Source organism: Saccharopolyspora sp. NPDC045941, from assembly GCF_056431445.1.
This window is the reverse complement of record NZ_JBWKKU010000057.1, coordinates 33,836-58,687: the sequence shown is the minus strand read 5'-3', so window position 1 is coordinate 58,687 and position 24,852 is coordinate 33,836. Positions and strand designations below refer to the sequence as shown.

The following is a 24,852-nucleotide window of genomic DNA, read 5'->3' as shown; positions in this document are numbered from 1 at the left end:
CGTTTTGCCGCCGGCCTGGCGCTACCAGGCAGAGTGCACTAGCCGAAAGGTCAGTTCTGGTTGCCGGATCGGCTACCGCGCCAAGATTCAGGCATGGTTGGTCTGTAACCGTCGGGTCAAGGAGGAGTTCGTTGGCGACGATCGATCTGCCTGAAGATGTTGAGCACGTGCTGCGGCAGCTGGAGTCCGAGATGGCGGATACTCGCGAGTACATCCTGCGATGCCGTGCGTTGGGGGACGAACAGGCGGCTCAACTCCACGTCATCTGGATCGACCTCCTGCTGGACGAGTGGAGCCGTTGCCGGTTGGTCGCGCAAGAGTCCTGACCAGAGCTCTCCCACATAGAGGCGGCATAGAGAAATTGTGAAGACGGGCTTCGCACACTGAGATCACATCATCACTCAACGTGTGGGAGTCCCGATGGACCGAGTGCGAGTGGCCGTGCAGGCAGCAGACCCCATCACCCTGGCCGGCCTCACCAGCTGCCTGACGTCACGGCCGGAGCTGGTCATAGAGCCGACCCGCGCTGAGGCCGACGTGATCGTATTCGCCACGGATCGGGTCAACACCCAGGTCCTGGCCGACCTGCGGCAGTCGGCGCAAGAGGTCTCCGTGCCCAGAGTGCTGGTGACCAACGAGCTCAACCCCGTTGACGTGCTCAGTGTGGTCGAATCCCGTGTGGTGGCTGTGCTGCCGCGAACGGGCGCGACCGGGACGAGGCTGATCAACAGCGTCCTCGCTGCGGCCAACGGCGGGGGCGTGATGCCGCCCGATCTGCTAGGCGAGTTGCTCAAGAAGATCGACTACCTGCGCCGGGAAGTGCTGACGCCCCGTGGCTTGAACTCGTCCGGGCTGACCAACCGGGAGGTCGCCGTCCTGCGGTTGATGGCCGATGGAATGGACACCGCGGAGATCGCGCAGAAGCTGTGCTATTCCGAGCGGACCGTCAAGAATGTCATCTACGGCGTGACCGGTCGGCTCAACCTGCGCAACCGGCCGCACGCGGTGGCTTATGCCATGAGAGCCGGGGCGATCTGACCGAGCTCGGCAACGGGGTGGTGAGCGTGCAAAGTCTGGGCGTGGTCCTCACTCCTTGCCGGGTGAACGGCTGCGGCATTGGGCGACCTGCTGCTGGATGTCGACCCGGCGACTATCTGTGATGGTCTTGACGCTGGCGCCGTTGCGGGTGTCCGGGCTGCCAGTGGTCGCTGTGAGTGCGGGTGGGGTCTAGAGATGATGTAGAGAGTTTGTGAAGACGGGCTTTGCACACTGAGATCACAACATCACGGAGTGTGTGGGAGATCCTGATGGACCGAGTGCGAGTGGCCGTGCAGGCAGCAGACCCGATCACCCTGGCCGGCCTGGTGAGTTGTCTGAAGTCGCGGTCGGAGTTGTTCGTGGTGCCGAGTCCGGCCGAAGCCGATGTGGTCGTGTTCGCCGCGGACCGTGTGAATGCCCAGGTGCTGGCTGGTCTGCGACTGTCGGCACAGCAGGTATCGGTGCCTCGTGTGCTGGTGACCAACGAACTCGATCCCTCCGATGTCCTGCGTGCGGTGGAGGCCCGTGTGGTGGCGGTGCTGCCACGAATCGCCGCGACCGGGACGAGGCTGATCAACAGCGTGGTGGCCGCGGCCAGGGGTGGTGCTGTGATGCCGCCGGATCTGCTGGGCGAGTTGCTCAAGCAGGTCGATCATCTGCAGCGTGAGGTGCTGGCGCCGCGGGGTTTGAACGCGGCCGGGCTGACCAGCCGTGAGGTTGACGTGCTGCGGTTGATGGCCGATGGGCTGGACACCGTGGAGATCGCGGAGAAGCTGTGTTATTCGGAGCGGACGGTGAAGAACGTCATCTTCGGGGTGACCAATCGCCTGAACCTGCGTAACCGGCCGCACGCGGTGGCTTTTGCGATGAGAGCCGGAGCGATCTGATGGGTGTGCGGATCAGGGCAACGGCCGGTTGCGTCCCCGCCGCGGTAGGCCGCGAAAACCGCAGCCACGGCAACGCCATGACGCAGAAGAACTCGAGGTCCACTCGGGACACCCTTGCGGCGAGAACGACTCGCCGTGTGCTGCCCTGCAGTGACGAGCAAGGCCACGACCGCGAACTCACCCTCACATTCACCGGCCGCCAGCTGGTGCTGACCGCACCGGACGGCACCGCTGCGGTCCTCACTCCCTTGCAGAGCGAACGATTGCGGTCCGCGGTCCGCGATCTGCTGCTGGATGTCGACCCGGGCGATTACGCGTGATCGGCCTGCAGACTCTCCGGTTCGCGCCTGCGGACCTCGTCGACGATGGCCACTCGGGAATGCGCGTTGAGCTTTCCCAGGATGCGGGCGACGTGACTTTGCACCACGCGTCTCGGCAGGCCCAGTTCGGCCGCGATGTCCGGGTTGGAACGGCCCTCGGCCACGAGAACCGCGATCCGGACCTCATCGCGGGACAGCGCCTCCCAGCCCTCGGCGGGATGGACGACCGAGATGTCCGGACTCGGGCGGATCCCGAACCCGCGGAGTCGTGACTCGGCGCGGCGGATGTCCCAGCGGGCGGACAGCCCGGCGAAGTGCTGGATCGCCTCGTCGAGTGCGCACTGCGCGTCCTTGAGCAGATTCCGTTGCGCCAGAAGTAAAGCAGCATCCTCCAAAGCCCCGGCCAGTTCGACCACGCGCCCCACTTCCCGGTAGTGCCGCCCCGCCGCCATGACCGGTTCGGGGTCACCAGCGATGAGTCCCTCGCAACGGGCCGCTGCGGCGAATGCCCGGGCCGGCCGGGTTTCCTTGGCGGCTTCCTCCCGGCACACGGCCAACGCCTGGTTTGCCAGATCGAGGTCGCCGAGTTCGACCGCCAACCGGACCATGATCGGCAACCACTGGTGGCGCAGCATCAGCGGGGCGAATCCGGGATTCAGGATCGGGTCCATAATCGACAGTGACTTCTCCGGCTCGCCGCGTTGTTCGGCCGCCAACGCCCGGGCGATCAGCAAGAAGTCAACATTCTCGCGCTCCGCGCCGCTGGATGGCGCGTATTCCTCGGCCGCGTCCAGATGGCGGGCGGCTGTCTTGCCGTCTTCCCGCTGCCCGGCGATCAACGCACTGACGCCGTGCGAAAGCAGCGCCGCTGGGCCGGGCTCGCGCAACCCGTAGAAGGAGATCGCGGGGCCGTCCTCGGTCAAGGTCTGCAACTGGAGCATGGCGTCGTCCCAGCGGCCTACCCAGAAGTAGTGGACCGCCTCGGTAACTTGGAGGCCGCTGGACGGAAGGTGCTGGGCCGCGATCTGGCGGGCCTCGAGCATCGTCGTTTCCGCCTCGTCGAGGCGATCCAGGTTCTGCAGCGTGAACGTGCGGTTGTCGAGCAGGTCGAAGCGGAACTCGGAGAATTCGGGATCATCTCCGACCACTTCGAGCGCCTTGTCGACGTGCTCGAGCGCGCGTACGTGATCCCGCTGCACCGTCTCGACCAGCCACATGGTCTGCAATGCGTGCGCGATGGGGTAGGGTTCGCCGGTGGTTACTGCCTGCGCGTAGGCATTGTCGGCGCTTTTCTGAGTGGCGTCGAGATCGCTGAGGTCGCCGCGCTGGAAGTTCGCTGCCAGCGACCTGTGCCTACTGCGCCAGATCGCCGGTACTGCTGGATCGTCGGCCGCGTTGCCCAGCGTGTCGAGAGCAGCGGCCAACTCGCCCTTGCGGTACAGCGTCGCGACCAGCAGCTGTCGCATCTCCGCCGACCGGTACGGGTCGGTGGCGATCGCGAGGGCCTGGCGTGCTTTGTTTTCCGTGTCGCGTCCCGCCCGGAACATTACCTTCACGAGCGCGGCGAGCAGCACTTCCCGGTTCGGGTCACCGACCGGGCAGGTTTCCAGCGCGCGTGCGAAAAGGTCGATGGCGATCAGCGGGGCACGGTTGGACACCGCGACGTGATGCTCCGCCAGCCATTCCAGTACCCAGCGGTCGTTGGCGATCGATGCTGCGAGAAGATGCTCGGCGACCTGCTCGACCCGTGCGCCGACCTCAGACAATTTTTCCGCCGCCTGCCGGTGCAGTGCGCCCCGGGCGGCCTTCGGGATTCCGTCGTAGAGCGCCTGGCGCAGCAACGGGTGGCGGAATGCCATCTGGACTTCGGCATCGACCAGAACGTCGGCAGAGACGGCCTCTTCGAAGGCGTCCAGCAGCTCGAACGCTTGTCTACCCATGGCTGCGGCGACTTCGGTGCAGGAGAACTCCAAGCCGAGCAGTGCGCCCCAGCGAAGCACTTCCCGGGTTGGCGAGGAGAGGAACTCCAGTCGTTTGCCGATCGCGGCGACCAAAGACCGAGGGGCTTGCGAGATCGACGAGGCGGGAACGTCTGCGGTGCCATTGGTGATCGCTACTGCCTCAGAGCGTAGCAGTGTGCCGGTGATTTCCTGCACATAAAGCGGGTTGCCCGCCGCGCGCCCTGCAATTTCCCGCAGCACTGGCCCTGGTTTGGCCCCGACGATCTCGCGAAGCAGCTGGATGGTCTCCAGATCGGTCAGCGGTTCGAGGAGGAAGACTTCACCGTCGCGCGACTCGACGGCGCGGCGCAGCTGCCGCAGCTCAACCCTGTCGGGTGCCGGGCGTGTCGCGGCCACGAGCAGCAACGGCAACTGGCGCGTTGCCGCGCAAAGCCGGTGCCACACCAGCACGCTGGCTTCGTCCGCCCACTGCAGGTCGTCGATGACCAGGATCAGCGGCGAGATGGCACACAGCTCGTCGACGAGCTCCAGGAGCTGATCCACCGGCTCCGTGGAGCGCTCACCGTGCAGGGTGGCGGCCAGCTTCGCCCGTCGCGGGTCGGGTGCTTTCGTATCGATGCCAAGGCATTCCGCCATGACCTGCAGCGGGAACCGCTGACTCAGTTCGTCGGCGACCGCCCAGGCGAGTTGGCAGCCGAGACGGCCGGCCTCGGCGAGGGCGACCGTGAGCAGCTCCGACTTGCCGATACCGGGTTCGCCCTCGATCCACACCGAACGGCCGCGGCCGGCCAGCACTTCCGCGACCAGTTCCTGCAGGCGCGTGCTTTCAGCCAGGCGTCCGACGTAACGCCTCTTGTCGCTTTGCTGCAGTGCCCGGTTGACGTAGGCGGGAACGATCGAGAGCGGCGTGGCGTGGCGAACCAGCGATTTCCGCGCCGGTGTCGGGCTCAACTCAGGATCGTTGGCCAGGATCTGTTCATGCACTCGCCTCAGCTCAGGCCCAGGTTCGATGCCGAGCTCTTCGATCAACGCCCGGCGGGCCTCGCGGAAGATCTCTAACGCCTCCGCCGGTCTGCCACTGCGGTACAAGGCGGTCATCAGCAGCGCGCGCAGGGACTCACGCAACGGGAATTCGCGGACCAGGCCGGCAAGTTCGGCCGCCAGCTCGACGTGGCTGCCGTGCGCGAGCATTGCTGTCGAGCGGTGTTCGATGGTCATGAGCCGTAACTCAGCGAGTCGTTCGCGCTGCAGCTGGGCGAACGGTCCCGGAATACCAGCGAGAGCCTCCCCTTGCCACAAGCCCAATGCGGCGTCCAGGGACTCGACCGCGCCCTCGTGCTCGCCGGAGGCGAGCTGCTGCCGCCCCTGCTCGCGCAACCGATCGAACACCTTGACGTCCAGGTTCTCCGTCGGCAGCCGGAGCGTGTAACCGGCGGAATGCGAGATCAGGACGCCGTCGTTGGACCGGTGGGAGCGCTGCGGTTCCAGCCTGCGGCGCAGTCCCGAAATGTAGGTGTAGACGCTGCCTTCGGCGCTGGCCGGCGGGCGATCCCCCCAAAGGGCGTTGATGATTTCGTGCCGGGGTACGACGTGGTTGGCCTGCAGCGCCAGCACCGCGAACACGGCTCGTTGGCGTGGCGGACCAAGCGAGATCTCGTCCTGTCCGAGCCAAACACGCAGCGGTCCAAGCAACGTGACCTGAAGCGGTCCGTTCGCGCTTGCCGGCATCGCCACCCCTATTTCCACGGTCGCAAAAGATAGCGTCTCTCTACGCAATAGTGCACCTTCGGGAACCGCATCGTGCCCACGGTGGCTTATTGCCCGAAGGATTGCCTGTTTGTACACGCGTGGGGTTGCGATCGGGCTCCGGTTTCCGGTATCGGATCGCCTGGATCGATCAATCGGTCAAAACGGATTTTCTCCGCGGCGACGAAGGCGGCCTCTTGGTCTGGTTGAGTGCCTGCGGAACGGAGCGGCCCTGGTGTCGCCGGAGGCTGAAGATGTCGTGAAGAAGGCGTGAATCCGGGTTGGCCATGCTGCATTTCGGGTGGGAGTCAAGCTTGAAGGAGTGCAGCATGATGGCCAAGAACCACCGGACGATCATCCGCTTCGCCACTGTCTTCAGCCTGGCCACGCTGCCAGGGGTGAGCGCCCCGGTTCGGGTGGAACTGCGGTACGAAACCCGCGACCCGTATGCGGTGGTCATGATCTTCAACGCGGGACAGAGCAGCCAGGTTCGCTGGGAAGTCGCCCGCGACCTGCTCGCCGACGGGCTCGTCGCCGCCAGCGGGGAAGGTGACATGCGCATCGGCCCTTGTCCGGGCAAGCCCGAGCTCGTATTGATCACGTTGCGTTCACCGTCGGGAGAAGCCACCTTCGAAGCGCCGGCTGAGAAGCTGGCGCAATTCTTGGACGACACAATTGACATCGTCGAACCCGGCGACGAACACCAGTGGATGAGTGTCGACGAGGCGTTGAACCGGCTGCTCCCGAACGACCGGTAACCGACCGGTATTCACCCTCGCGCCGTGCGGTGTCGGCAAGGACCGACGCCGCACGGCGCATTCGTGTGCGTACCGCAGAGTGATTCGCGCACTTGTCGAGGGGGACAGGATTTCCTGCCCCCCTCGCGCGGAGATGCTTGGTGGCACGTGCATCGTGCACGGTTGGCCGGATCAAGCCAGGCCGAGGAATCGGGGGGCTTTGATCGTGACCGTCGGGGTATCGGTGACAGCTTGCGCCTCCAGGCGGCTGATGTGGGTGAGATCGCCGTCGTAGGTTTCGATGACTGTCCGAAGGATTTTGCGGTCTTCACGTGACACCATTCGCCGCTTGGCCGCGGCGATGGACGCCAGCGCTTCCGCCGCGGGCAACGCCTTTCCGCCTTCCAGGTAGCCGGCCACCTTGTTCGCCTGTTCGTCGTTCAGGGCCGAGCCCATGTGGAAGAGCACCTGGTCGAGGGCGTTGCTGAAGCTCTGCGAGGATTCGGGGGCGATGGTGCCCGGGTCCATGACAGACATGTCGTTCTCCCTTGCGTGCGTCAGGGGCAAATGCTCCGCGGCGTGCGATTACGAATTTGTGCGTAGACAGCGAACGGCCGGGCGACGCGCCGCCTGGACCGGGGAGGGTGGCGGAGCATCTCGTTCCCGAAACGGTCGATCCCTGTGCCCGCAGCACAAAGCTACCGGCCCCGGCCTAGCACTGGCCACGACTTGAGTTGTGCGTTGCCCGCACGACTCACCAAGATTGCACTCGTCCCCAGTGCCCGGCCGAGTTCCGCGGGCGCACGGGGTACTGCCCTGCGATGGCGTGCGGTACGCGCCAGTGCGTTCGCAGTCGCTTGGGCGGACAGAAATCGTGCGCGCGGTTGATCGCCGCGCATCCCAGCTGTGCGATCGGCCGGTTGCCAGGTATCCGGACCGGAATCCAGTAAGTTGATCATCTACGCCGTCATGGACGGCCCGTGCCGATCGGGTGCGCAACAGCGAGAAGCTGCTGGTCGCTCGGAGCTCAGGTATCAACGGTGCCATGACGTCGACTTCTGGTCACGCGCCCAACCCGACGGACACGGCTCGAGTCAAACGGGCAAACCAGCCTGCACTTTTTCCCTCGTTCGCCGAGTTCTGATGTACTACTGAGGACCGGAAAATCTAAGCTGCCGACTGTGTTTCTCGGCGAGCCTCCGCAACTGGCCAATTGCCGGAAAAGATGGGGTCGACCGAGTATTCGGAAGTCTGAGAAATTTAGATTCTCTTTAGTTGGTTGAATCGTGGAAAGGTTCTAGTGTGGTCTCGAGTGCGATTCCTTACGGGCAGGTTCTCTTCACGCACGGCCATGCCGCGGAGGCGGAACGGTTGACTGCGTTAGCGGCGGCGTTTGACTCTGACACCATCCACCGGCTCGAGAGGCTCGGTATCCGGCCCGACTGGAACTGTTTGGAGATCGGAGCTGGCGTCGGTACGATCTCCAACTGGCTGGCAGCCCAATGCCCTCGCGGGCGTGTCGTTGCCACCGATCTCGACACCAGCCTGATTTCAGACGAAGGGTCTCCCCCAAATTTGCAGATTATCGCGCATGATGTGACGGTCGATGATCTCCCCGAGGGCGCCTTCGATCTGATTTGCTCCAGGTTTGTGTTCGAGCACCTCGCTGACCGTGACGCCGTGCTCGCCAAGGTGGTCCGCTCGCTGGCCCCAGGTGGCTGGCTCCTCCTGGAGGACACCGGACCGTTCCCGTTCGACTCATCGCCGAATGAGTTGTACCGCAAGGTCAGTAAGGCGGTGCTGTCGATCGCCACCAAGCGAATGGGAAGCGACTACGAATGGTCGCGAGCGTTCCCGGCCCAGTTGCGCGCGAACGGGCTGGTCAACACTGGTGTCCATGCCTCGAGCCACGGGGTTGGAGCCACCCCGATGGGCCGTGCGTGGCGGCTGACTGCCGAGCACATCGCGGCCGACCTGAATACATACTTCGGGATTACCGCAGTCGAGCTTGCGGAGTTTGCCGACCAGGTCGAGAGCTCCTCGTTCGATGACCTGTGCATCGCGAGCGTCGCAGCCTGGGGGCAGCGACCTCCAGCGGCAGATCTGCCCAACCCGCGATTCCCTGCGTGAGGGAGACCAAGATGCCGACCCAGCTGATATCCGATCACGGGGGCGCTGCGGTCGCGTGAGTATCAGCTCGGTGCCGAATCAGTTCTCGCGGAATCATCCACCACGTTCTTATCTCGTCACATCTTGAGAGCAGGCAAATGGACCTTGAACTGAAGGATCGAGTGATACTCGTCACCGGGGCATCTGTCGGCATAGGACGGGCAACTGCCGAGCTACTCGCAGCGGAAGGAGCCACCGTAGTTGGCGTGAGCCGCAATCTGGGTCCTAGCGACCCAGATCGACAGATCGATCACGTCATCGCCGATGTGACTGACCCGCAAGCGGGTGATCGCATCGTCGAGACAGTGCTGGAACGCCACGGCCGCCTCGATGGACTGGTCAACAACGCGGGTGGGTTGGATCTCCGAAGTGGCTTCCTCGACATCACCGAGGAACAATGGCTCGACATGTTCGACTTGAACTTCCATGCCGCGCGGCGCATGAGCAAAGCCGCCCTGCCGGCACTCCTCGAATCTGGCGACAGTGCCATCGTCAATATCTCCAGCTCTTCCGCCCATTTAGGCACAATGCTGAATCCCGACTACGCGGCGGCCAAGCTGGCGCTGTTGTCCCTGTCAAAAACCTTGGCTGCCGAGTTCACCGGCGAGGGAGTCAGATCAAACGTGGTCACTCCTGGACTGACCAGGACGGCAATCTATGACCGTCCCGGCGGTTTCGGAGAGCAAGTGGCAAAGCTCCGCGGGATCGAATTTGCTGGCATCGTCGACTACATGGCCACTTCAGTTCGCCCGCAACTGACGAAACGAGTCAGTGAACCCGAGGACGTCGCTCGCGTGATTGCCTACCTTGTCTCCCCATTGGCAAGCCAAGTTACAGGCGCGGAATGGGTAGTCGATTCTGGCGTGCTTATGCAGGTCTGAGCAGGCTGCAAGGTCGTTACAACCCCACCACGGTGTGGGTCACCAACGCATTATCCTGTGCTGAGCTTGAAACCTGGAATCAGACTGCCGCTGCGCGACCGAAGCGCGCAGCGGCAGTCTGATTCGTCAGCGTGACTTACCGACAGGGTAGGACTTGGCGGATTTCCCCGAGCTGGGCATACCCAGGTCAGGGCACCCACAGTCCGGGGAGCCTCTGAGGTTCCGCTACCCGCACCGCCACGCATAACCTCATTGAGACTATTGGTCAGATCTGCGGCGTTGACGCCCATGCGTGGGCCGAAGAACCGTAGGTGATGACGTTTCCGCCTCGGCTCGGACGGAACTTGCCGCTCTGGACCCAGAACGTGGACGGGCTGTTGATGCCGTAAACGTTGATTGACTCGGCGGCGGTACTGGACCCAAGGCCAGTGAACTTCTGGCACTGATCACGGTGCACGATTTTCGTGGTCATACCGCCTCGCGCAGGAAACTCCACGTAGGACGCGTAGTCGCCCCGCGAGCACACGGTAAGCTGACCGGTGGCGGCTGAGGCGGGCGTCGTGGCAGCCAGCATGGTGGCCTATGCCAGGACACCGACAGCGATGGCGGAAGAACTTGCTCGCTTGACGGTGTTCACGAAGGACATATTTTCTCCGTTTCAGGTGTCTCTGCGTCGGATCACTATTGCTGCGGTCGCATGGAAATCGCGTTGCGAAGCTATGCCGGAGAGACTCGGCTCCGCAACGTCAGACATTCTCGGGGGCGCGCTGCACGGTCCGTGAGTACCTTGTGTCAACGGCGGCCGAATGTGGGCTCTGGCACGGTTTCCGTGAATCTGCCCCGGGCTTCAGTCGCTGAGCAAGATGCGTTTGCGGAGCAGGTCGGGCTTGGCCCGGCCGAACATCTGTCTTTTGATCATCTTGATGCGGTTGACGTGCCCTTCCACCGGGCCGCTGTTGTAGGGCAGGGTCAGCCCGGCGGTGAGAGCGTCTTGGTCGCGTCGCAGGCCGACGACGAAGGAGCGTAAAGCAGGTTGATCATCGGCGTTGACGGCGGCCATCCATCCCTCCAGCTCGTGACCGCGGAGGCCGCACATCATGGTGGCGAAGGCACGGACATGACCAGCCAGCGCAGAAAGTGGTGGGCTGGCAGTGAGAATCGCGTCGAGCCTGCGTTGGTCCTTCGTTTCCATGTTGTCCGGATCGCTCATGATCCAGCCCACGACCCGCCGCACCGAGGGTGGCTTACGAGGCGGTTTGGGAACGCGACCGGCCTTGCGGAACGGACGTAGGTCCCGCGCACGATCTTCTGGCCACGCCACCGCGGTAGCCGCGTGCCGTGATCTCGGCGAACAGGACAGCGGCATTGGTGCACCCGTCGTTGAAACGTTGCTGCAGGTAGGGCTTGAACTCCTCCAACAGGCTCGGTCGTCTGCCGGTGCCGTTACGGGTTAGCAGCTCCTCAACCGCATCGGCGCGGGCGAAGCGGCGCACGGTCCCTCGCGCAAGCCCGAGCCGGGCAGAGATTGCCCTGATGCCCACGCCGTCGGCGAGCAAGGCATGGATTGCGTCGTAGCGCTGCCGCGTCCGAGTCGCGATCCGATCCGTTCTGTCCTTTGGCTGGACAGGCACCACCGGCACCGTGGCGTGATCGTCTTGGTCGTGCTGCTGATCGGCATCAGGGCCAGGGCCAGTGTCCACCGCTGCACTCAGGCATTCCTGGTGTCGGGCGACCGTGCGCTCCACCGCGCCGGCAAGGTTGTTCCAAATGTGCCACCTGTCGGCTACCTGCAGCGCGTCCTGGGCGCCGTCGCGGGTGCCCTCGGCGTAGGCGCCGGCGCGGTCCCGGCAGACAATCTCCACACCGGGATGGGAGTGCAACCACGAGGTCAGTGTTTCGGCGGTGCGGTCGGTGAGCACGTCGACCGGGCGGCGGGACCCGACGTCGATCAGGATCGTGCCGTAGTAGTTTCCCCGGCGGAGGGCGAAATCGTCCACACCGAGCACCCGAGGAGTCGACTGTTCAGGGTCGGGCAGGGCGCGAATCATGCGCAATAACGTCATCCGGCTGACCGCGGCCGCCAGGGCGCTGGGCCAGCCGCGCGCCGGGGCGACCACCCAGCGACAGTGCGACCGCGCACAACACCCGCTCCAGCACCCTAGTGCGCCAACCATAGCGCGCCGCCAACTCAGGCACGGCTTCAGCGAAGGTCTTCTTGGCGCACTCAGTGTTATCGCAGAAAAACCGGCGGACTCGTAGGCGAATCAACACCTCCCGGCAGGAGATCGAGGTGTCGGACAACCGCCGTTGGTAGCGGCTGTGCACCCGATCGGACAGCGTTACGCAGCCAGGGCACGCAACGTGCCCGGCCAGCGTACTCGCCTCGATCCGCACCACCGGTCCCGCAGCATGCATACCGTCTACTCGTAACTGGGCAAGATGCGGAAACAGGGCTTCGAGCACTCCAAGATCAGCACACCGGGTACATGATCAACTACGTGGCGAGCGGACGGCGCCCGGGTCCATCACGGAAAGCGTGCCAGATCCAGGATTCACCCGCCCGCGACACCTTGGTTGCTGCCGGCTCCGTGTGCTATGGCGAATACAAGTAGCACTCGCCTGCGCGCATCTTGCCGCACGCCGTTGGGTGGATGGATGTGCAGGAAACGTGGGTCGATCAGGCAACTTCGAGGATGGCGCCCTTTCGTCCACCGTACCGAGGTTCCTAGGTTTTCGGCGTCCGGGTCGGATTCGGCCGGTCCGGCGCAAGGCCGTCCGCGCGGTGCTGTCTGGGCTGTTGGCTGCACAGATCAAGTGGTTCGCGTGCCGCGACCGCAGACAGGGAGGCTCGCTGTGCAATCGGACATTGAGCCGGATCCGCGCCCGGTCGCGAGCCCCGGTGCAGGCACGATTCTGTCGGCGTTCGCCGATCTTCATGAGCGCGACATGCACCGCGAGCTTTTCGTCTTCGTCGACGACGAGGGCCGCGATGTCGAGACGATGACAGTGCATCGTCTGGCCCAGGACGCGCACCGGGTCATGTCTCTGCTGGAAGAACGGGACGTCCAGCGTGGCGACCGGGCCCTGCTGGTCTACCTGCCTTCCCTGGACTTCGTCAGCGCGTTCCTTGGATGTCTTGCCTGCGGCGTGATCCCAGTTCCGGTCGCCGCGCCGAATCCGTTCAGGCTCGCGAACGACACCGGGGCTTTGGCGGCCATTGCCGTCAGCTCCGGTGCGCGTGTGGTGCTGACCCACGATGCCTACCAGGGGGCGATCGAGGCTGCGATAAGAGCGCGCCCGCTCCCGCCCGAGGCGCCCAAACTACCCGAGATTCCTTGGCTGGCCACCGATTCACGCGATGGTGGCGAGGTGGACGTGGTCGACCTGCGGCGTTGGTACGCCCCCGCAGATCCCGATGAGCCGGCATTCCTGCAGTACACGTCCGGCTCGACGGGCTTCCAGAAAGGCGTGATCGTCAGCCATCGCAACATCTACCACGAGTTGCTGTTCCTGGCCGCGGACCTGGGGCTCGGCGACGACACGGTCGCGGTCACCTGGGTACCGCACTTCCATGACCTCGGATTGATCAGCTTCCTGCTGAACACCATCGCGGGGAACTCCGGGCGGACCTACGTGATGTCGCCCCTGAGCTTTCTGCAGCGGCCCTCGGTGTGGTTCGACGTCATGTCCCGGGTACGCGCCACGCACACGTCGGCGCCGAACTTCGCCTACGACCTGATGGTCCGCAAGACGACCTTGGAGCAGCGCGCCGAATGGGACCTCAGCACCGTGCGAATTCTCGGCTCCTCAGGGGAAATGGTGCTGCCACAGACCATGGAGCGGTTCTGGAACGCCTTCATACTGCGCGGTCTGAAGCCCGCGGTGTTCCACCCCGGTTACGGCATGTCCGAGCACACATTCAGCCTGAGCGTGGGCAGCGGTGGACCGATGTGGGTGGACAAGCGGGAGCTGGAGAAGGGCCGCGTGCGGCCGGTGGAGGCCGGGTCCGCGCGGGATGCGGTCGGTCTTTATGGCAGCGGTTGGGTCACCAAGGAAGATGCCCGCGTCCGCATCGTCGATCCCGACACCCACAAGCCATGTGATCCAGGGCAGGTGGGGGAGATCTGGGTCGACTCGCCCACCAAAGCCCTCGGGTACTGGGGCTTGGCGGACGAGACCCGTGAGACTTTTCGCGCTCGCGTTTCCGACGGCGACCCCCGCGAGTATCTGCGGACGGGTGATCTCGGTTTCCTGCACAACGGGGAATTGTTCGTCACCGGTCGGCTCAAGGAGGGATCGCGTGCGACGAGGTGGTCGTAGGTGCTCCGGGCCCGGTGCTCAAGACGACCAGCGGCAAGGTGCGTCGCGCCGCGTGCCGCGCGCAGTACTTCCAGCGAGCAGGGGAGCAACCCGATGAGCAGTGATTCGCTGTTTCCGGGGCTGCGGATCTCCACCGGACCGGATGATCCGCGACTACACGACGTCGATGGCGACTTCACCGCATTGCTCCGGAAATTGAGGGGCACCTGTGATCAAGCATCTGCGTCAGGGGTGCGCCCGACCTCGACAGTCTGCGTCGTTGGTGCGGGTCCGAGCGGTCTGACCGTCGCGCACGAGCTGGAACACCTCGGGCACACCGTCGTGGTGTTGGAGCGCGAGCCGGTCGTCGGTGGCAAGTCCGTTTCGGTCGACGTCGACGGACGTCCCTACGATCTGGGCGCCCACATCTGCGCGCCGCGCTACGAGGAGTTGGCCGAACTGGCGGCCGAGTTCGGTGTCGATACCGTGGAAACCACAGCGGCCTACGAGTACGGACACCGACCGGTGTATTCGTCGCTCTCCGAGTGTGGCGTTCTTCCGGAGATCAGAGTTCTCGCGGTACTCGCGATTGCGGGAACAGACTTTTTCAGACATCGGGGCCGCTGGGCTGGCGCACTCTGCGGGGTCGTTGGCTCAACCGATATCGAAATGGGCGGTCGGCAACGATATCTTGGCCATGACGGATTCGTTCGGATCCGGTTACACGGCATCGGGATACGGCTATCCGCACGACGACGTTCCCGCACTGTATTTCGTCAAGCATGCCGAGATGACCGGCCTGGTGTCCGTCGGCCCGCGATCCACCGGGCATGCCGGAACCTTCACGATCTCCGGTGGCTCGGGCAGCTGTGGCAGCGCGTTGCCGGCAGTCTCGCCGATGTGCGCACCAGTACGCACGTCACATCGATCGAACGCACATCCAGCGGCGTCGTCGTGCACACCGACTCCGGTGCTGTGCTGGCGGATTCGCTCGTTCTGTCCGTTCCTCTCGACCGTGTCGTCGACGTGCTCGAGGCCACTGCCGATGAACGGGACATCGCGGCGAGGATTCGCACGATCGACTACTACACCGTGTTTTGCCGGATCTCGGGACTGCCCAGAGGCGGCATGTATCTCGTCCGTTCCAAGGGCGAGGCGCCGCCACCTGGCCACTGCATTGCCTATCACAACCGGTATTCCGACACCAACGTCTACACCTGCTACTCCTACGGTGCGCAAGGCATGGAGGCCGCAGACATCGTTCGGCAGTTGCGTGACGACGTGGCTGCGATGGGCGGCCAAGTCACGGAAGTGCTGATCACCCGCCGCTGGCCGTACATGCCGCACTTCGGCGCTGAAGATCTCGCGGACGGAATTCTCGATCGTCTTGAGCGCATGCAAGGAGACAGCCGGACCTATCACGTCGGGAGTCTCCTGGGCTTTGAGCTGATCGGGACCAATGTGGGCTATTCCCGGCAACTCGCGCAAAGCTACTTTGCAGCTCCGGTGGACGACAGCAGCCGCGGGGAGAACCGGCGCGATGCACAGTGATCGCAGGTGCGGTCTGAAGCCGAGCTGCTGGCGCGCCAACTGGTCACGCTGATGGACGATCAGCACGCCGACGCGCGAGAGGTGGAGCGGAAACCGATGCTGGCCGTTGCACTGAACCCGCCCCGGCCCTTCTTCTGCGTCGGCGGCGCGGTCGGAGCAGCGCATCAGTTGCAGCCGCTCGCTGATGATCTGGGCCCTGGATACCCGTTCTACGGTCTTCAGGCCCCGGGGTATGACGGCGGTGAGCCGGCTCTCGACCAGGTCGAGGAACTCGCCGACCGGTATCTCAAGGACATCTATGCGGTCCAGCCGCGTGGGCCCTACGTTGTGGGCGGCTATTCGTTCGGTGGTCTGGTCGCGTATGAGATCGGCTGCCGGTTGCGGCGTGACGGGGCAGAGGTTGCCGACGTGGTGGCGATCGACAGTTACCTTCCGCACGAGGGGCAGACCGCACCGGTTTGGGATGAGCGTTCCGCTCTGGAGGAGCTGGTGGCGGTGCAGCGGGCGATGTCCGGAGCCCAAGGGGATGCGCTGAAGGTGGATCCCGCACTGACGTTGGCCCAGTGCCGTGCGCTGGCCTGCGAGGAGCTGCGGATCATGGGCGCAGCCGCGGCAGATCGACTACTCGATCGGCTATTGCCGGTGTTCCAGGCAAATCTGGAAGCCAATATCGCCTATCGGCCTCCGCCCTCTGATCTGTCGATGACGTTGCTGCGCGAAGTCGAACCCTTTCCGCCAGTGTTCGGATCCGCGATACCGGTGGGCTCTCCCCGCAACGGCTGGGCGTCGGTGCAGATGGCGCGGCTGCGCGTGCACGAGGTGCCCGGCAACCACTTCACCATCATCGGCGGAGCCGACCTACCCGTGCTGGCCGCGACCTTGCGGACAGTGCTCGACGCGACGCTGCTGAAGAAGCGATGAAGATCCCGCTTTTACCACGTCCCAGAAATCGCCCTGAGCGTCGTCTCGGATTGACTGAAAATCCATATATAATTGTCTTTCTGCTCGCCATGTGCCACTTTTCCAATCGGGCCACGCATGTTTCGTAATACCTGTGTTGGTAGCCCACGTTCTTTCAGGGACGACACGCGATGGCATCCCGGCTCGGTGGTGATGTCAGACGCCTTTCGTTCTCCCCGAGTCCTTCTCGCCAGAAAGGTTCGCATGCTGCGACTCGATCCTTCTTCGCTGATGATGGGTGTTCCGGTGCCGTGGTGCGAGACCGCGGTGGGGAAGGTGCGATTGACCGATCGGTCCACCTTGCATTCCAGGGCGCCGGAATCCAAGTCGCTGAGGCGGGCGCGGCGTGGCTTGGAGCACCTGCTGAGCTTGCTTGGCGCGCAGGATGTGGCGCTGGGCGACGCAGCGGTGGAGGAGCGGTCACCGGCGGGCGGCAGCTGGTTCGTGGCTCTTGGCGAGGAGGATGACCGGCACTGGGTGCGTGCGGCCGGGCTGTCGCATTTGCGTGCGCGTCAGGTCGTGGTCGACGAGGTGGTGCTGTCCTCGAGACTGTGCCTGTGGGGGACCGGAGCGTTGTGTGCGGTGGGAGAGGCGGGAGCGGTGGAATTGACGCGGGCGCCGTCACCCGAGGAGGTACGCACTCTGCACACTCTGCGGGCCCAAGCGGAGCTCTCCGCCTATGAGACCACGACCTCAGCGGCACTGGCCGGACTCGCGGGCGCGTTGGCGCGGTGGGCGGCGATACGAGTGCCTCTCACAATGGACTGGGACATACCCCACCTGCACTACTTGGCTGCCTTGTTGGACGAGCGGGGTACGCCGATGCTGGCACCGGAATTGTGGTACTGCTGGCAGGATTTGGTGCGTCAGCGCAACGCCCAGGTTCACGAACTGGTGGTGCGGCGCTGTCTCGCCGAGGGCCTGCACGCCGTCGTCGTCGAGGGGCTCGCCGATATCGCAAACATTGCCCGCGGCCGGTTGCCAGGAACCACGCCCCAACAGGCACTGCGGTTCCTAGCCGACCTCGATCCGGTCTGGCGCCGCATCGCTCCGACCGAGCAGGTCACCAGTTACTCCGAGCTGGTCCGGCTGGCCTATGTGGTGCAAGTGCTGCGAGCCGGTTGCCCAGAGTTGCACGGACGATCTGGGCGATTGCTGATATGCGTGGAGGATCCGGCCGAGTCCCGGGTTCTTTCCGCGGCGCGGACAGTCGCCGGACGGGCTGGGCTGGATCTGCTGGCCGTGGGGCTGTATCCGCTTGGGACACTCCTGCCCAGCACGGGCGGCAGCCTGCATGCCTGCGGGGAGCCGAGGCAAGCGGCGCCGGGAAACATCGTTTCAGCACCGCCGACCAGCCACTCCTGAAACTCGCAGCGGCAGCGACCATCACGACGAGAACTGACCTTTTACCCAACCCGATCTGCCCCCGTTTCAACCCAAGGCAGACTCTGACGAGAGTCCCGCCACAGCTGCCCGATCGGCTACAGGTAGGCGGATCCTCGTAACACGGGATGTTACCCACGTCGAGGGTCCTTGGGAAATCGCCGCGCTGAGCGATCCCGGATGCCATCGTCGTGCGGCGTTTCACAGGCGGTGCAGGGTCCTCGCGAAAGTCGGCGCGCTGTTGATAATCTTGGCGGCGGACCAGCATTCCGGGCAGCTGTCCCAGAACCAATCGGTCTCACTCGGCCGGATCAGCGTGATCACCTCGCCGCAGAGCGCTACGACCTCGGTCCCGAGTTCACGCTGATGTTGCTCCTTGCGCATGGCGTGTCTGGCGCCGTTCACTGGCAGCCACCGAACGTCACTCACGTTGATCGCCTCCACTGGGCATTGCTCTTCTGCCAACGTCAGTCTGGGACGTGACGTGCGAGCCACCGATGTGGGAGTCGAGTGCGGATACGCGGCCTTTGCCGGCTCACGCCGTGTTCAGGTCAGACCTCGATGTCTTCCACCTGAAGGCTCGTGACCTCGAAGCTACGCAGTGAGCGCGCGCTCCGCGATACTTCAGGGCATACGTGCACTTTCGGGCTGGATAAGTTGACCCAGTTCACAGTTCGACGCTTCCACCCGTGCGGCTTCTGTGTGTCGTCTCCGTGCCCGGGTGCTTTGGTGGGCGCGCGGCGCACCAAGGATGCTGCGTGATGGTATACCAGGTTGCTCGCGCGAATCGCTCGTCCGCGGTGCCTCCGCGCCCCCATCAGGGTTGCCCGGAAGTCCCTTCCTTGCAGCGAATTCTTGACGGGTAACCACCCAGGGGCCGAGCATTGCTCTTCATTCGCCAAGAGCGGAACAAGCGTGAGGATCGGCCGCGCGTCATATTCGCGTGTGACGAAACGACACCGGAAACGAGTTGGATCGAGTGACTGACCGAACCGTGCGTGATGAAGGCCGACCAGAGCTGCGAGAGCATGTCGATGTCGGCGACATGGGATACAGCAAGTCCTTGAAAGCCAGGCACATCAACATGATCGCGATCGGGGGCGCGATCGGCACCGGGCTTTTCCTTGGCGCGGGCGGGCGACTGGCGCAGGCCGGTCCTGCATTGGCCATCGCGTATGCCGTCTGTGGTGTGTTCGCCTTCTTCGTGGTGCGGGCTCTGGGGGAGCTGATCCTGTACCGTCCGTCGTCCGGCGCATTCGTTTCCTATGCGCGGGAATTCATGGGCGAAAAGGGCGCTTTCGTCGCTGGGTGGATGTACTTCCTGAACTGGGCCACCACCGGTATTGCCGACATCACCGCGATTTCGCTGTACGCGCACTACTGGAGCCTGTTCACCCCGGTTCCGCAGTGGGCGCTGGCGCTGGCGGCGCTGGTGATCGTGCTTGCGCTGAACCTGGTCTCGGTGAAGCTCTTCGGCGAGATGGAGTTCTGGTTCGCGATCATCAAGGTCGGCGCGCTGGTCGTCTTCATGGCCATCGGAATCGGCCTGCTGGTCGTGGCGCATCCGATCGGCGGCACCGTCCCCGGGCCGCAGTTGATCTTCGACAATGGCGGTGTGCTGCCCAACGGCCTGCTGCCCTTGATCCTTGTAGTCCAGGGAATTGTCTTCGCCTATGCCGCCATCGAGCTGGTCGGCGTGGCTGCGGGGGAGACGAAGAACCCCGAGAAGATCATGCCCAAGGCGATCAACTCGATCATGTGGCGGATCGGCATCTTCTACGTCGGATCGGTCATCCTGCTTTCGATGTTGCTGCCGTGGAACGCGTACCAGAAGGGCGAAAGCCCGTTCGTCACGGTTCTGTCCCAGCTCGGAGTCCCCGCAGTCGGTGACGTGATGAACCTGGTTGTTCTCACCGCCGCGATGTCCAGCCTTAACTCGGGGCTCTACTCGACCGGTCGCATCCTGCGGTCGATGGCGGCCTCCGGTTCCGCCCCGAAGTTCACTGGCCTGATGAACCGCAGCCAGGTTCCTTACGGCGGAATCCTGCTCACCGGCGCGGTCTGCGTGCTCGGTGTGGGGCTGAACTATGTTGTCCCCGCCGCGGCCTTCGAGATCGTGCTGAACTTCGCCGCGATCGCGATCATCACCACCTGGGGCATGATCATGCTGTGCCACCTTCTCTTCGTGCGCAAGGCGAAGACCGGCGCGGTACTCCGACCGTCCTACCGCCTGCCCGGCTCGCCGGTCACTCAGCTCGTGACGATCGCGTTCCTGTTGTCCGTCGCGGTTCTGATGTGGTTCGACGTGCCGGCGGGGCGGGTGACGCTGCTGTGCGTCCCGGTGCTTGCGGCAGCCCTGGTGATCGGCTGGTTCTTCGTCCGCAAGCGGGTGGATACGGCACAGGTTCTGGGGGAAACCGGCGAGAAACAGTAGTCGGGTTCCGCTAGATTGCTGGCGGCTCCTTACCGCGCATAGGGGCACCGGCACGGGACGCGATCACGGGCAATTCAAGATTGCTCGTGATCGCGTTCTCGTTTTTTGTCAGCGGGATTGTGGTGGATGTCGCGCTGCGGCCTTTGTTTTCTGCGCCGGAGGGAGCTATACTTCGGATGTATTTGTTGGCGGTGCGGAAGCGTGCACTAGCGGTTTGCGAGGCTGAAGCGGTGGAAACGGGTAAGATCGTTAAGTACGACGAGACCAGAGGGTTTGGTTTTATCGCGCCGGATTCCGGCGGTGAGGACGTATTCCTGCATGCGTCCATTCTGGACGAGGAGCTCAAGCAGAAGCTCCGCGGCGGTATGCGGGTCGGGTTCGAGGCGATGCCCGGCACTCAGGGCACCAAGGCAGTGGCTGTGCACCCGCTCGGCGCGGCTTCGCAGGCGGCGGAGGTCGCGGACGAAACCCGCAGAGGTGACGATGATGAGCTGTGCGACGTCCTGCCGGTGGCCGAGTTCTCCCAGCAGATCACAGATGTGCTGATCGAGACCGCGCCCAGCCTGACGGGTGGGCAGATCCTCCAAGTGCGCAAGCGGCTCGTGGCATTCGCGCAGAGCAACGGCTGGGTGGAAGCCTGACGGCGCGTTGAGAAGTTCGGCATGCCCGGTCGGGACGCAAAGCGTCCCGACCGGGCATGCCGCGTTGAGCAAAGCGCCGCGACGGCTTGCCGGGGCACTTTCGGTGTTCCGGCAAGCCGTCACCTGCGATCCGGGGACGATTCAGTGCACGGGTTCGATGGTATGCGTGCGGTCGGCGGAGCTCGTCTCGCGCTGGAGGGGCACGGCTGTCCGAAGTTCCTCGGCTGTGTGGCCGATTCCAAGTTCGGATACAAGCCGGGCGACCAGGGCTTCTTGTTCGGTGAGGTAGAAATGCCCGCCGGTGAAGCCTCGGTAGGAATACGTGCCTACCGTTAACTCATTCCAGGCCGAAGCATCGTCCAAGGTCGTGAGCACGTCGCCGTCGGAATGCAACACGGTGACAGGGCAGCTGATTTGCGGCGACGGGTCGCATCGGTAGCGGTTCAGCATCTCGTAGTCCGCGCGCAGTGTCGGCGCCATCATGTTCTTCAGCACTCTGCTGCGGTAGATCGGCTTGGGGATACCGCCGATGCTGTAGGAGTGTTCCCACACTCCGTCGTCTGTGACGGGAAGCGGGTCGCGCCGGTGCAGCCGGTGGGGCGCGGTGATGTTCGATGCGACCAGTGCGTGCGGCGGAGCGTTTTCGACGTCGGCAAGCCTGCGGGCGACCTCGAAGGCCACCACCGAGCCCATGCTGTGCCCGAAGAGCACCAGCGGCACCGCCGGCAAGGCGAGGATGTGCGAGGCGATCTCGTCCGCGAGCGGGCAGATCTCCGCAGCGGCCGGCTCATCCCGCCTTCGCCCGCGCCCCGGGTATTCGACCGCATGGATTTGGACGCCGGGCACGGCGTTTGCCGGCCACTTGGCGAAGAAGTCCGCGTTGCCTCCCGCGTGCGGAAAGCACACCAGGTTCAGTTTGGGGGAGGGATGGGAGGTGAGGGGCCACAGCGGCGGTGTGGCCGTCTTCACCCTGGGCGCGGGGACGGGAATGTCCGGCATCAGATGCTGCCACCTCCGTCCGCGGTGATGACCTGCCCGTTGATGTTGGTGTGCTCGAGGAGCAGGGCGCGGATCAGAGGCAGGATGTCTTCAGGGGTCACCAGACGGCCGGTGGGGGTGCGGCGCGCGATGGAGGCGACCTGGTTGGCACCTAGCACCGCAGACATCTCCGAGTCGAAAAAGCCTGGGGAGACGCAGTTGACCAGCACGCGGTCCCGCCACTCACGGGCGAGCGAGCGGGTGGCCGATTCCAGTGCGCCCTTCGTGGCGGAGTACGCGGTCAGCCCCGGATAGCCGCGTTGGGCACAGACCGAACCGATCATGACGATGCGGCCCCGTCGCCCCGATGCCAGCAACGTGCGCAGGAAGTCACGCGTGAGCAGAAGTGGCGCTGTGAGATTGGTGGCGATCAGGGACTCGATGTGGTCCGGGCGGGTTTGCACGACGCATGGAGTCCTGGCCCACCGCCGCATTGTTGATCAACGCGTCGGGCGGCCCTAGACGCTCCGCCGTGCGCGCCAGGAACGCGCTGACCATCGACCGGTCGTTGATGTCGACGCTGTCGTGGTAGAAGCGGTCCCCGAACGCGTCTTGCAGTTCGAGCAGGCCAGGGGTGGGCTTCCTGGCGAAAGTGGCCACCTGAAGGTCGGCCTTGAGCAGATCGGCGGCCATGGCCAGGCCCAGGCCGCGGGAAGCCCCGGATATGACCACGGTGGTGGCTGCCGGTACCGGCGTGGTGGAGGAGATTTTAGAGGTCACTCTTCAAGCTCGCTTTCAACATCACTTCCTCGCGGAAGGTGATCAGTCGAGGGACGGCGTAGTCGGGAAGGCGCGAGGAGCACCACGAGGTCAGCTCGGCGGTGTCCACCTCGGTGGTTGCCACGACCTCTGCTGCGACGAGCTCACCGACGAGGGGGGCGCGGCGCGCCCTTACCTGGGCCCACGCGACGCTGGGATGATCGGTGAGGACCTGCCTGACCGTGGAAGCGGCGATCTTCGAACCGCCGATGTTGAGCTGGTCGTGGCCGATCCGCCCGGTGATGTGCACTCGACCGTCGCGGATTTCCGCGCGGTCGCCGGTGCGAACGAAGCCCTGAAGCTCAACGCCCTGGTATGGGCTCCTCACGAGGAGCTCACCGTCCTCCACTCGTAGCTGTGGTCGCTCCGAGGTGTGGCTTTCCAGCCAGGAGACTGGAAAACCGGCCTTGCCGTCATGTACCGCAAACGCTGCGCCGGTTTCGGTGGAGGCGTAGATCCAGCTCACCCTGGCTTCGGGAAAAGCGGTCGTGAGTTCGTTGAGCAGTCGCTGGTCAACAGGTTCTCCGCCGAGCGTGATCTGCTCCAACCGCAGCGCCGTAACCGCTGCGCGGTCGCGCAGCAACGAGTGGCGCCAGAACGTCGGTGTTGCCGAGACCGCGGTGACTCCCTCGGCGGCGGCGAGGACCGGCCAGCCGCCGAGACCGCCGGCTTCGACGGTCACCAAATCCTGGCCGGGCACGTTGAGGGACAGCGTGACGAGTTGCCACCACGCGTAGGTGCCGGGCGTGAAGGGCAGCAGCCAGCGACGGGGCGCCTGTGGTGTCGACACCGTTGTCAGGCCCCGCAGCGTGTGCGCCACCCGTTTCGGCCGCCCGGAACTACCGCTGGTGGATACCCACACCCGCCCGGGTGTCGCGGGCGTCGTTTCCGATGTTGGCGCCCGCCCCTCGGGCGTGCCGAGCAACGTGAAACCCGCGGTCTCCAACTCGGCCGCCAACTGATCGTCGTAGCGAGCGGCTGGAATGATCAGCAACTCGGTGTCCGGGCGCTGGTGATGTTCCCAGACAGCGGAAAGCGCATCCAATTGATCACGCGCCACGATCGCGCAGCGATGTGGTGGAAGACCCGCCTCGGGAAGGGCGTTCCACGAGCCGTGATATGACCCGGCTGCCAAGTGGCTTTCGTCAACCGACGGGGCGTTCATGGCGTCACCGGACGTAGTTCGGTGAGAAGGTCGAGTAGGTCGCTCACCGTTTGCAGGGGCCGGATAGCCGCGGCTTCGAGCGTGACCTCCCCGCCCACCCGGTCTTCGAGGCGTACGGTGAGCTCGGCCAAGTCCAGCGAGGTGAAGCCCAGATCGGACAGTGCGAGATCGTCACTCTCTGGCAGGGCCTTGTTCTGCGCGCGCAGAAGGTCTTCCAGCATCGATCGCGCCGCGCTTCGGGGCAAGAGGGCGCCGTCAATGGTCTTTTGCATGCGATTCTCCTGGGCGAGATTATCTTCTGTATAACCGTTTGCGATCGGACGAGCTATCTGAATGGAGGCAGGTCGCCCCAAAGCAATCGTCACTGATTTCGCTCTAGAGAGTCTCACCTTCGAGACCGCCCCGGGGGCACGAGCAACTCATACGGCATGGCAGGCAACGTAAGCTATCTCAGCAGCGTCCGGTTCGACCGTTACAACGACGTGAAATCTAGACCGCGCCGAGTAAATCGAGGTCTTGTTGCTCGCGTGTCCTTTCCGGAATCGGCCGCCGTTTCCAACGGCGTCTAATCGACGATCTATCGGGACCGCGCAGCGGTCGAACCGTGCGCACCACCAAGGGTTCATCCAGGTGCCCCATGGGGCAACGTCGAGCTGAACGAGACTGCCTGAATGTTCGCAGCCCAGTGCCCGTTTGCATCTCTCGCCCTGCTCCAGGTGGCGGTGTTGGCGCGTCTGAGTGGCCAGCGGTGCTTGGAGTACATGGAGGACTGTGAGGCAGTCATGCGCCCCCGAGGACTTCTGGGACTGTCAACCGGGGTTCGGCGAGGGCCAGGCGAACGACGAGGTTGAGTAGGGGCACCGCCGCACCCGGGGCTGACTTC

General features: G+C 64.4%; 24 protein-coding genes. 13 read left to right on the top strand and 11 right to left on the bottom strand.

Annotated features, from left to right (window positions below; translation table 11 throughout):
• Nucleotides 1-131 precede the first annotated feature (131 nt).
• From AC07FN_RS34365 to AC07FN_RS34350, 4 genes are all read left to right on the top strand, one after another.
• Nucleotides 132-326: a hypothetical protein gene (locus AC07FN_RS34365; RefSeq protein WP_478399374.1), complete on the top strand. Its 195-nt coding sequence runs from the start codon at nucleotides 132-134 to the stop codon at nucleotides 324-326.
• A 94-nt stretch (nucleotides 327-420) separates the two neighbouring features.
• On the top strand, nucleotides 421-1,038 hold the full coding sequence (locus tag AC07FN_RS34360; protein WP_478399373.1) for a helix-turn-helix transcriptional regulator: 618 nt from the start codon (nucleotides 421-423) through the stop codon (nucleotides 1,036-1,038).
• A gap of 269 nt (nucleotides 1,039-1,307) precedes the next feature.
• Nucleotides 1,308-1,925 carry a helix-turn-helix transcriptional regulator gene (locus tag AC07FN_RS34355; RefSeq protein WP_478399382.1) on the top strand — a complete coding sequence of 206 codons (618 nt, stop codon included), beginning with the start codon at nucleotides 1,308-1,310 and terminating at the stop codon, nucleotides 1,923-1,925.
• Nucleotides 1,925-2,245: a hypothetical protein gene (locus AC07FN_RS34350; protein ID WP_478399372.1), complete on the top strand. Its 321-nt coding sequence runs from the start codon at nucleotides 1,925-1,927 to the stop codon at nucleotides 2,243-2,245. Before AC07FN_RS34355 ends, AC07FN_RS34350 begins: the two co-directional genes overlap by 1 nt.
• Here the strand turns inward: AC07FN_RS34350 and AC07FN_RS34345 are convergent.
• A complete protein-coding gene (locus AC07FN_RS34345) occupies nucleotides 2,236-5,934 on the bottom strand; it encodes a BTAD domain-containing putative transcriptional regulator (protein ID WP_478399381.1) in 3,699 nt (1,232 codons plus the stop codon). The genes AC07FN_RS34350 and AC07FN_RS34345 overlap by 10 nt on opposite strands.
• A gap of 305 nt (nucleotides 5,935-6,239) precedes the next feature.
• On the opposite strand from AC07FN_RS34345, the gene AC07FN_RS34340 reads away from it, so the two are divergent.
• Nucleotides 6,240-6,710 carry an SsgA family sporulation/cell division regulator gene (locus tag AC07FN_RS34340; RefSeq protein WP_478399380.1) on the top strand — a complete coding sequence of 157 codons (471 nt, stop codon included), beginning with the start codon at nucleotides 6,240-6,242 and terminating at the stop codon, nucleotides 6,708-6,710.
• Between the two features lie 171 nt (nucleotides 6,711-6,881).
• On the opposite strand, the gene AC07FN_RS34335 is transcribed toward AC07FN_RS34340, so the two are convergent.
• Complete coding sequence (locus AC07FN_RS34335; RefSeq protein WP_478399371.1) at nucleotides 6,882-7,226, bottom strand: hypothetical protein; 345 nt, start codon at nucleotides 7,224-7,226, stop codon at nucleotides 6,882-6,884.
• A gap of 765 nt (nucleotides 7,227-7,991) precedes the next feature.
• Between AC07FN_RS34335 and AC07FN_RS34330 the strand changes: the two genes are divergently transcribed.
• Complete coding sequence (locus tag AC07FN_RS34330; protein WP_478399370.1) at nucleotides 7,992-8,819, top strand: class I SAM-dependent methyltransferase; 828 nt, start codon at nucleotides 7,992-7,994, stop codon at nucleotides 8,817-8,819.
• 137 nt (nucleotides 8,820-8,956) lie between these two features.
• On the top strand, nucleotides 8,957-9,739 hold the full coding sequence (locus AC07FN_RS34325) for an SDR family NAD(P)-dependent oxidoreductase (protein WP_478399369.1): 783 nt from the start codon (nucleotides 8,957-8,959) through the stop codon (nucleotides 9,737-9,739).
• Nucleotides 9,740-10,586: 847 nt separating this feature from the next.
• On the opposite strand, the gene AC07FN_RS34320 is transcribed toward AC07FN_RS34325, so the two are convergent.
• The 3 genes from AC07FN_RS34320 to AC07FN_RS34310 are packed head-to-tail and all read right to left on the bottom strand — an operon-like array spanning nucleotide 10,587 to nucleotide 12,154.
• Nucleotides 10,587-10,949 (bottom strand): ISL3 family transposase, encoded by a 363-nt coding sequence (locus AC07FN_RS34320; RefSeq protein ID WP_478399368.1) that lies wholly within the window; start codon nucleotides 10,947-10,949, stop codon nucleotides 10,587-10,589.
• Nucleotides 10,950-10,983: 34 nt separating this feature from the next.
• Nucleotides 10,984-11,856: an ISL3 family transposase gene (locus AC07FN_RS34315; protein WP_478399367.1), complete on the bottom strand. Its 873-nt coding sequence runs from the start codon at nucleotides 11,854-11,856 to the stop codon at nucleotides 10,984-10,986.
• Nucleotides 11,762-12,154, bottom strand: coding sequence for a transposase family protein (locus tag AC07FN_RS34310; protein ID WP_478399379.1), 393 nt, complete (start codon nucleotides 12,152-12,154; stop codon nucleotides 11,762-11,764). Before AC07FN_RS34310 ends, AC07FN_RS34315 begins: the two co-directional genes overlap by 95 nt.
• A gap of 438 nt (nucleotides 12,155-12,592) precedes the next feature.
• On the opposite strand from AC07FN_RS34310, the gene AC07FN_RS34305 reads away from it, so the two are divergent.
• From AC07FN_RS34305 to AC07FN_RS34290, 4 genes are all read left to right on the top strand, one after another.
• Nucleotides 12,593-14,059: an AMP-binding protein gene (locus tag AC07FN_RS34305; protein ID WP_478399366.1), complete on the top strand. Its 1,467-nt coding sequence runs from the start codon at nucleotides 12,593-12,595 to the stop codon at nucleotides 14,057-14,059.
• Nucleotides 14,060-14,152: 93 nt separating this feature from the next.
• Nucleotides 14,153-15,589 (top strand): protoporphyrinogen/coproporphyrinogen oxidase, encoded by a 1,437-nt coding sequence (locus tag AC07FN_RS34300; protein ID WP_478399365.1) that lies wholly within the window; start codon nucleotides 14,153-14,155, stop codon nucleotides 15,587-15,589.
• Between the two features lie 6 nt (nucleotides 15,590-15,595).
• On the top strand, nucleotides 15,596-16,510 hold the full coding sequence (locus AC07FN_RS34295; protein ID WP_478399364.1) for a thioesterase domain-containing protein: 915 nt from the start codon (nucleotides 15,596-15,598) through the stop codon (nucleotides 16,508-16,510).
• Between the two features lie 243 nt (nucleotides 16,511-16,753).
• Nucleotides 16,754-17,914 carry a hypothetical protein gene (locus AC07FN_RS34290; protein WP_478399363.1) on the top strand — a complete coding sequence of 387 codons (1,161 nt, stop codon included), beginning with the start codon at nucleotides 16,754-16,756 and terminating at the stop codon, nucleotides 17,912-17,914.
• Nucleotides 17,915-18,133: 219 nt separating this feature from the next.
• Here AC07FN_RS34290 and AC07FN_RS34285 read toward each other — a convergent pair whose 3' ends face one another.
• Nucleotides 18,134-18,376 carry an HC3 family zinc finger protein gene (locus AC07FN_RS34285; RefSeq protein WP_478399362.1) on the bottom strand — a complete coding sequence of 81 codons (243 nt, stop codon included), beginning with the start codon at nucleotides 18,374-18,376 and terminating at the stop codon, nucleotides 18,134-18,136.
• 640 nt (nucleotides 18,377-19,016) lie between these two features.
• On the opposite strand from AC07FN_RS34285, the gene AC07FN_RS34280 reads away from it, so the two are divergent.
• A complete protein-coding gene (locus AC07FN_RS34280) occupies nucleotides 19,017-20,366 on the top strand; it encodes an amino acid permease (protein ID WP_478399378.1) in 1,350 nt (449 codons plus the stop codon).
• 86 nt (nucleotides 20,367-20,452) lie between these two features.
• Nucleotides 20,453-21,007 (top strand): cold-shock protein, encoded by a 555-nt coding sequence (locus AC07FN_RS34275; protein ID WP_478399361.1) that lies wholly within the window; start codon nucleotides 20,453-20,455, stop codon nucleotides 21,005-21,007.
• A gap of 141 nt (nucleotides 21,008-21,148) precedes the next feature.
• Here AC07FN_RS34275 and AC07FN_RS34270 read toward each other — a convergent pair whose 3' ends face one another.
• The 5 genes from AC07FN_RS34270 to AC07FN_RS34250 form a co-directional block, all read right to left on the bottom strand.
• Nucleotides 21,149-22,006, bottom strand: coding sequence for a thioesterase II family protein (locus tag AC07FN_RS34270; protein WP_478399360.1), 858 nt, complete (start codon nucleotides 22,004-22,006; stop codon nucleotides 21,149-21,151).
• The gene (locus tag AC07FN_RS34265) at nucleotides 22,006-22,449 is read right to left on the bottom strand and encodes an SDR family NAD(P)-dependent oxidoreductase (RefSeq protein ID WP_478399359.1); all 444 of its coding nucleotides are present in this window, start codon (nucleotides 22,447-22,449) and stop codon (nucleotides 22,006-22,008) included. Before AC07FN_RS34265 ends, AC07FN_RS34270 begins: the two co-directional genes overlap by 1 nt.
• Nucleotides 22,376-22,678: an SDR family NAD(P)-dependent oxidoreductase gene (locus tag AC07FN_RS34260; protein ID WP_478399358.1), complete on the bottom strand. Its 303-nt coding sequence runs from the start codon at nucleotides 22,676-22,678 to the stop codon at nucleotides 22,376-22,378. The genes AC07FN_RS34265 and AC07FN_RS34260 overlap by 74 nt, the downstream gene beginning before the upstream one ends.
• 76 nt (nucleotides 22,679-22,754) lie before the next feature.
• Nucleotides 22,755-23,969 carry an AMP-binding protein gene (locus AC07FN_RS34255; RefSeq protein ID WP_478399357.1) on the bottom strand — a complete coding sequence of 405 codons (1,215 nt, stop codon included), beginning with the start codon at nucleotides 23,967-23,969 and terminating at the stop codon, nucleotides 22,755-22,757.
• Complete coding sequence (locus AC07FN_RS34250; protein WP_478399356.1) at nucleotides 23,966-24,241, bottom strand: acyl carrier protein; 276 nt, start codon at nucleotides 24,239-24,241, stop codon at nucleotides 23,966-23,968. Before AC07FN_RS34250 ends, AC07FN_RS34255 begins: the two co-directional genes overlap by 4 nt.
• Between the last annotated feature and the right edge of the window lie 611 nt (nucleotides 24,242-24,852).

Bases quoted from the DNA above. Each gene is read 5' to 3' on its own strand.
- AC07FN_RS34360 (WP_478399373.1), top strand. From the start codon at position 421: ATGGACCGAGTGCGAGTGGCCGTGCAGGCAGCAGACCCCATCACCCTG.
- AC07FN_RS34355 (WP_478399382.1), top strand. From the start codon at position 1,308: ATGGACCGAGTGCGAGTGGCCGTGCAGGCAGCAGACCCGATCACCCTG.
- AC07FN_RS34350 (WP_478399372.1), top strand. From the start codon at position 1,925: ATGGGTGTGCGGATCAGGGCAACGGCCGGTTGCGTCCCCGCCGCGGTA.
- AC07FN_RS34345 (WP_478399381.1), bottom strand. From the start codon at position 5,934: ATGCCGGCAAGCGCGAACGGACCGCTTCAGGTCACGTTGCTTGGACCG.
- AC07FN_RS34340 (WP_478399380.1), top strand. From the start codon at position 6,240: ATGCTGCATTTCGGGTGGGAGTCAAGCTTGAAGGAGTGCAGCATGATG.
- AC07FN_RS34335 (WP_478399371.1), bottom strand. From the start codon at position 7,226: ATGTCTGTCATGGACCCGGGCACCATCGCCCCCGAATCCTCGCAGAGC.
- AC07FN_RS34325 (WP_478399369.1), top strand. From the start codon at position 8,957: ATGGACCTTGAACTGAAGGATCGAGTGATACTCGTCACCGGGGCATCT.
- AC07FN_RS34320 (WP_478399368.1), bottom strand. From the start codon at position 10,949: ATGAGCGATCCGGACAACATGGAAACGAAGGACCAACGCAGGCTCGAC.
- AC07FN_RS34310 (WP_478399379.1), bottom strand. From the start codon at position 12,154: ATGCATGCTGCGGGACCGGTGGTGCGGATCGAGGCGAGTACGCTGGCC.
- AC07FN_RS34300 (WP_478399365.1), top strand. From the start codon at position 14,153: ATGAGCAGTGATTCGCTGTTTCCGGGGCTGCGGATCTCCACCGGACCG.
- AC07FN_RS34290 (WP_478399363.1), top strand. From the start codon at position 16,754: ATGCTGCGACTCGATCCTTCTTCGCTGATGATGGGTGTTCCGGTGCCG.
- AC07FN_RS34280 (WP_478399378.1), top strand. From the start codon at position 19,017: ATGATCGCGATCGGGGGCGCGATCGGCACCGGGCTTTTCCTTGGCGCG.
- AC07FN_RS34270 (WP_478399360.1), bottom strand. From the start codon at position 22,006: ATGCCGGACATTCCCGTCCCCGCGCCCAGGGTGAAGACGGCCACACCG.
- AC07FN_RS34260 (WP_478399358.1), bottom strand. From the start codon at position 22,678: ATGGCCGCCGATCTGCTCAAGGCCGACCTTCAGGTGGCCACTTTCGCC.
- AC07FN_RS34255 (WP_478399357.1), bottom strand. From the start codon at position 23,969: ATGAACGCCCCGTCGGTTGACGAAAGCCACTTGGCAGCCGGGTCATAT.
- AC07FN_RS34250 (WP_478399356.1), bottom strand. From the start codon at position 24,241: ATGCAAAAGACCATTGACGGCGCCCTCTTGCCCCGAAGCGCGGCGCGA.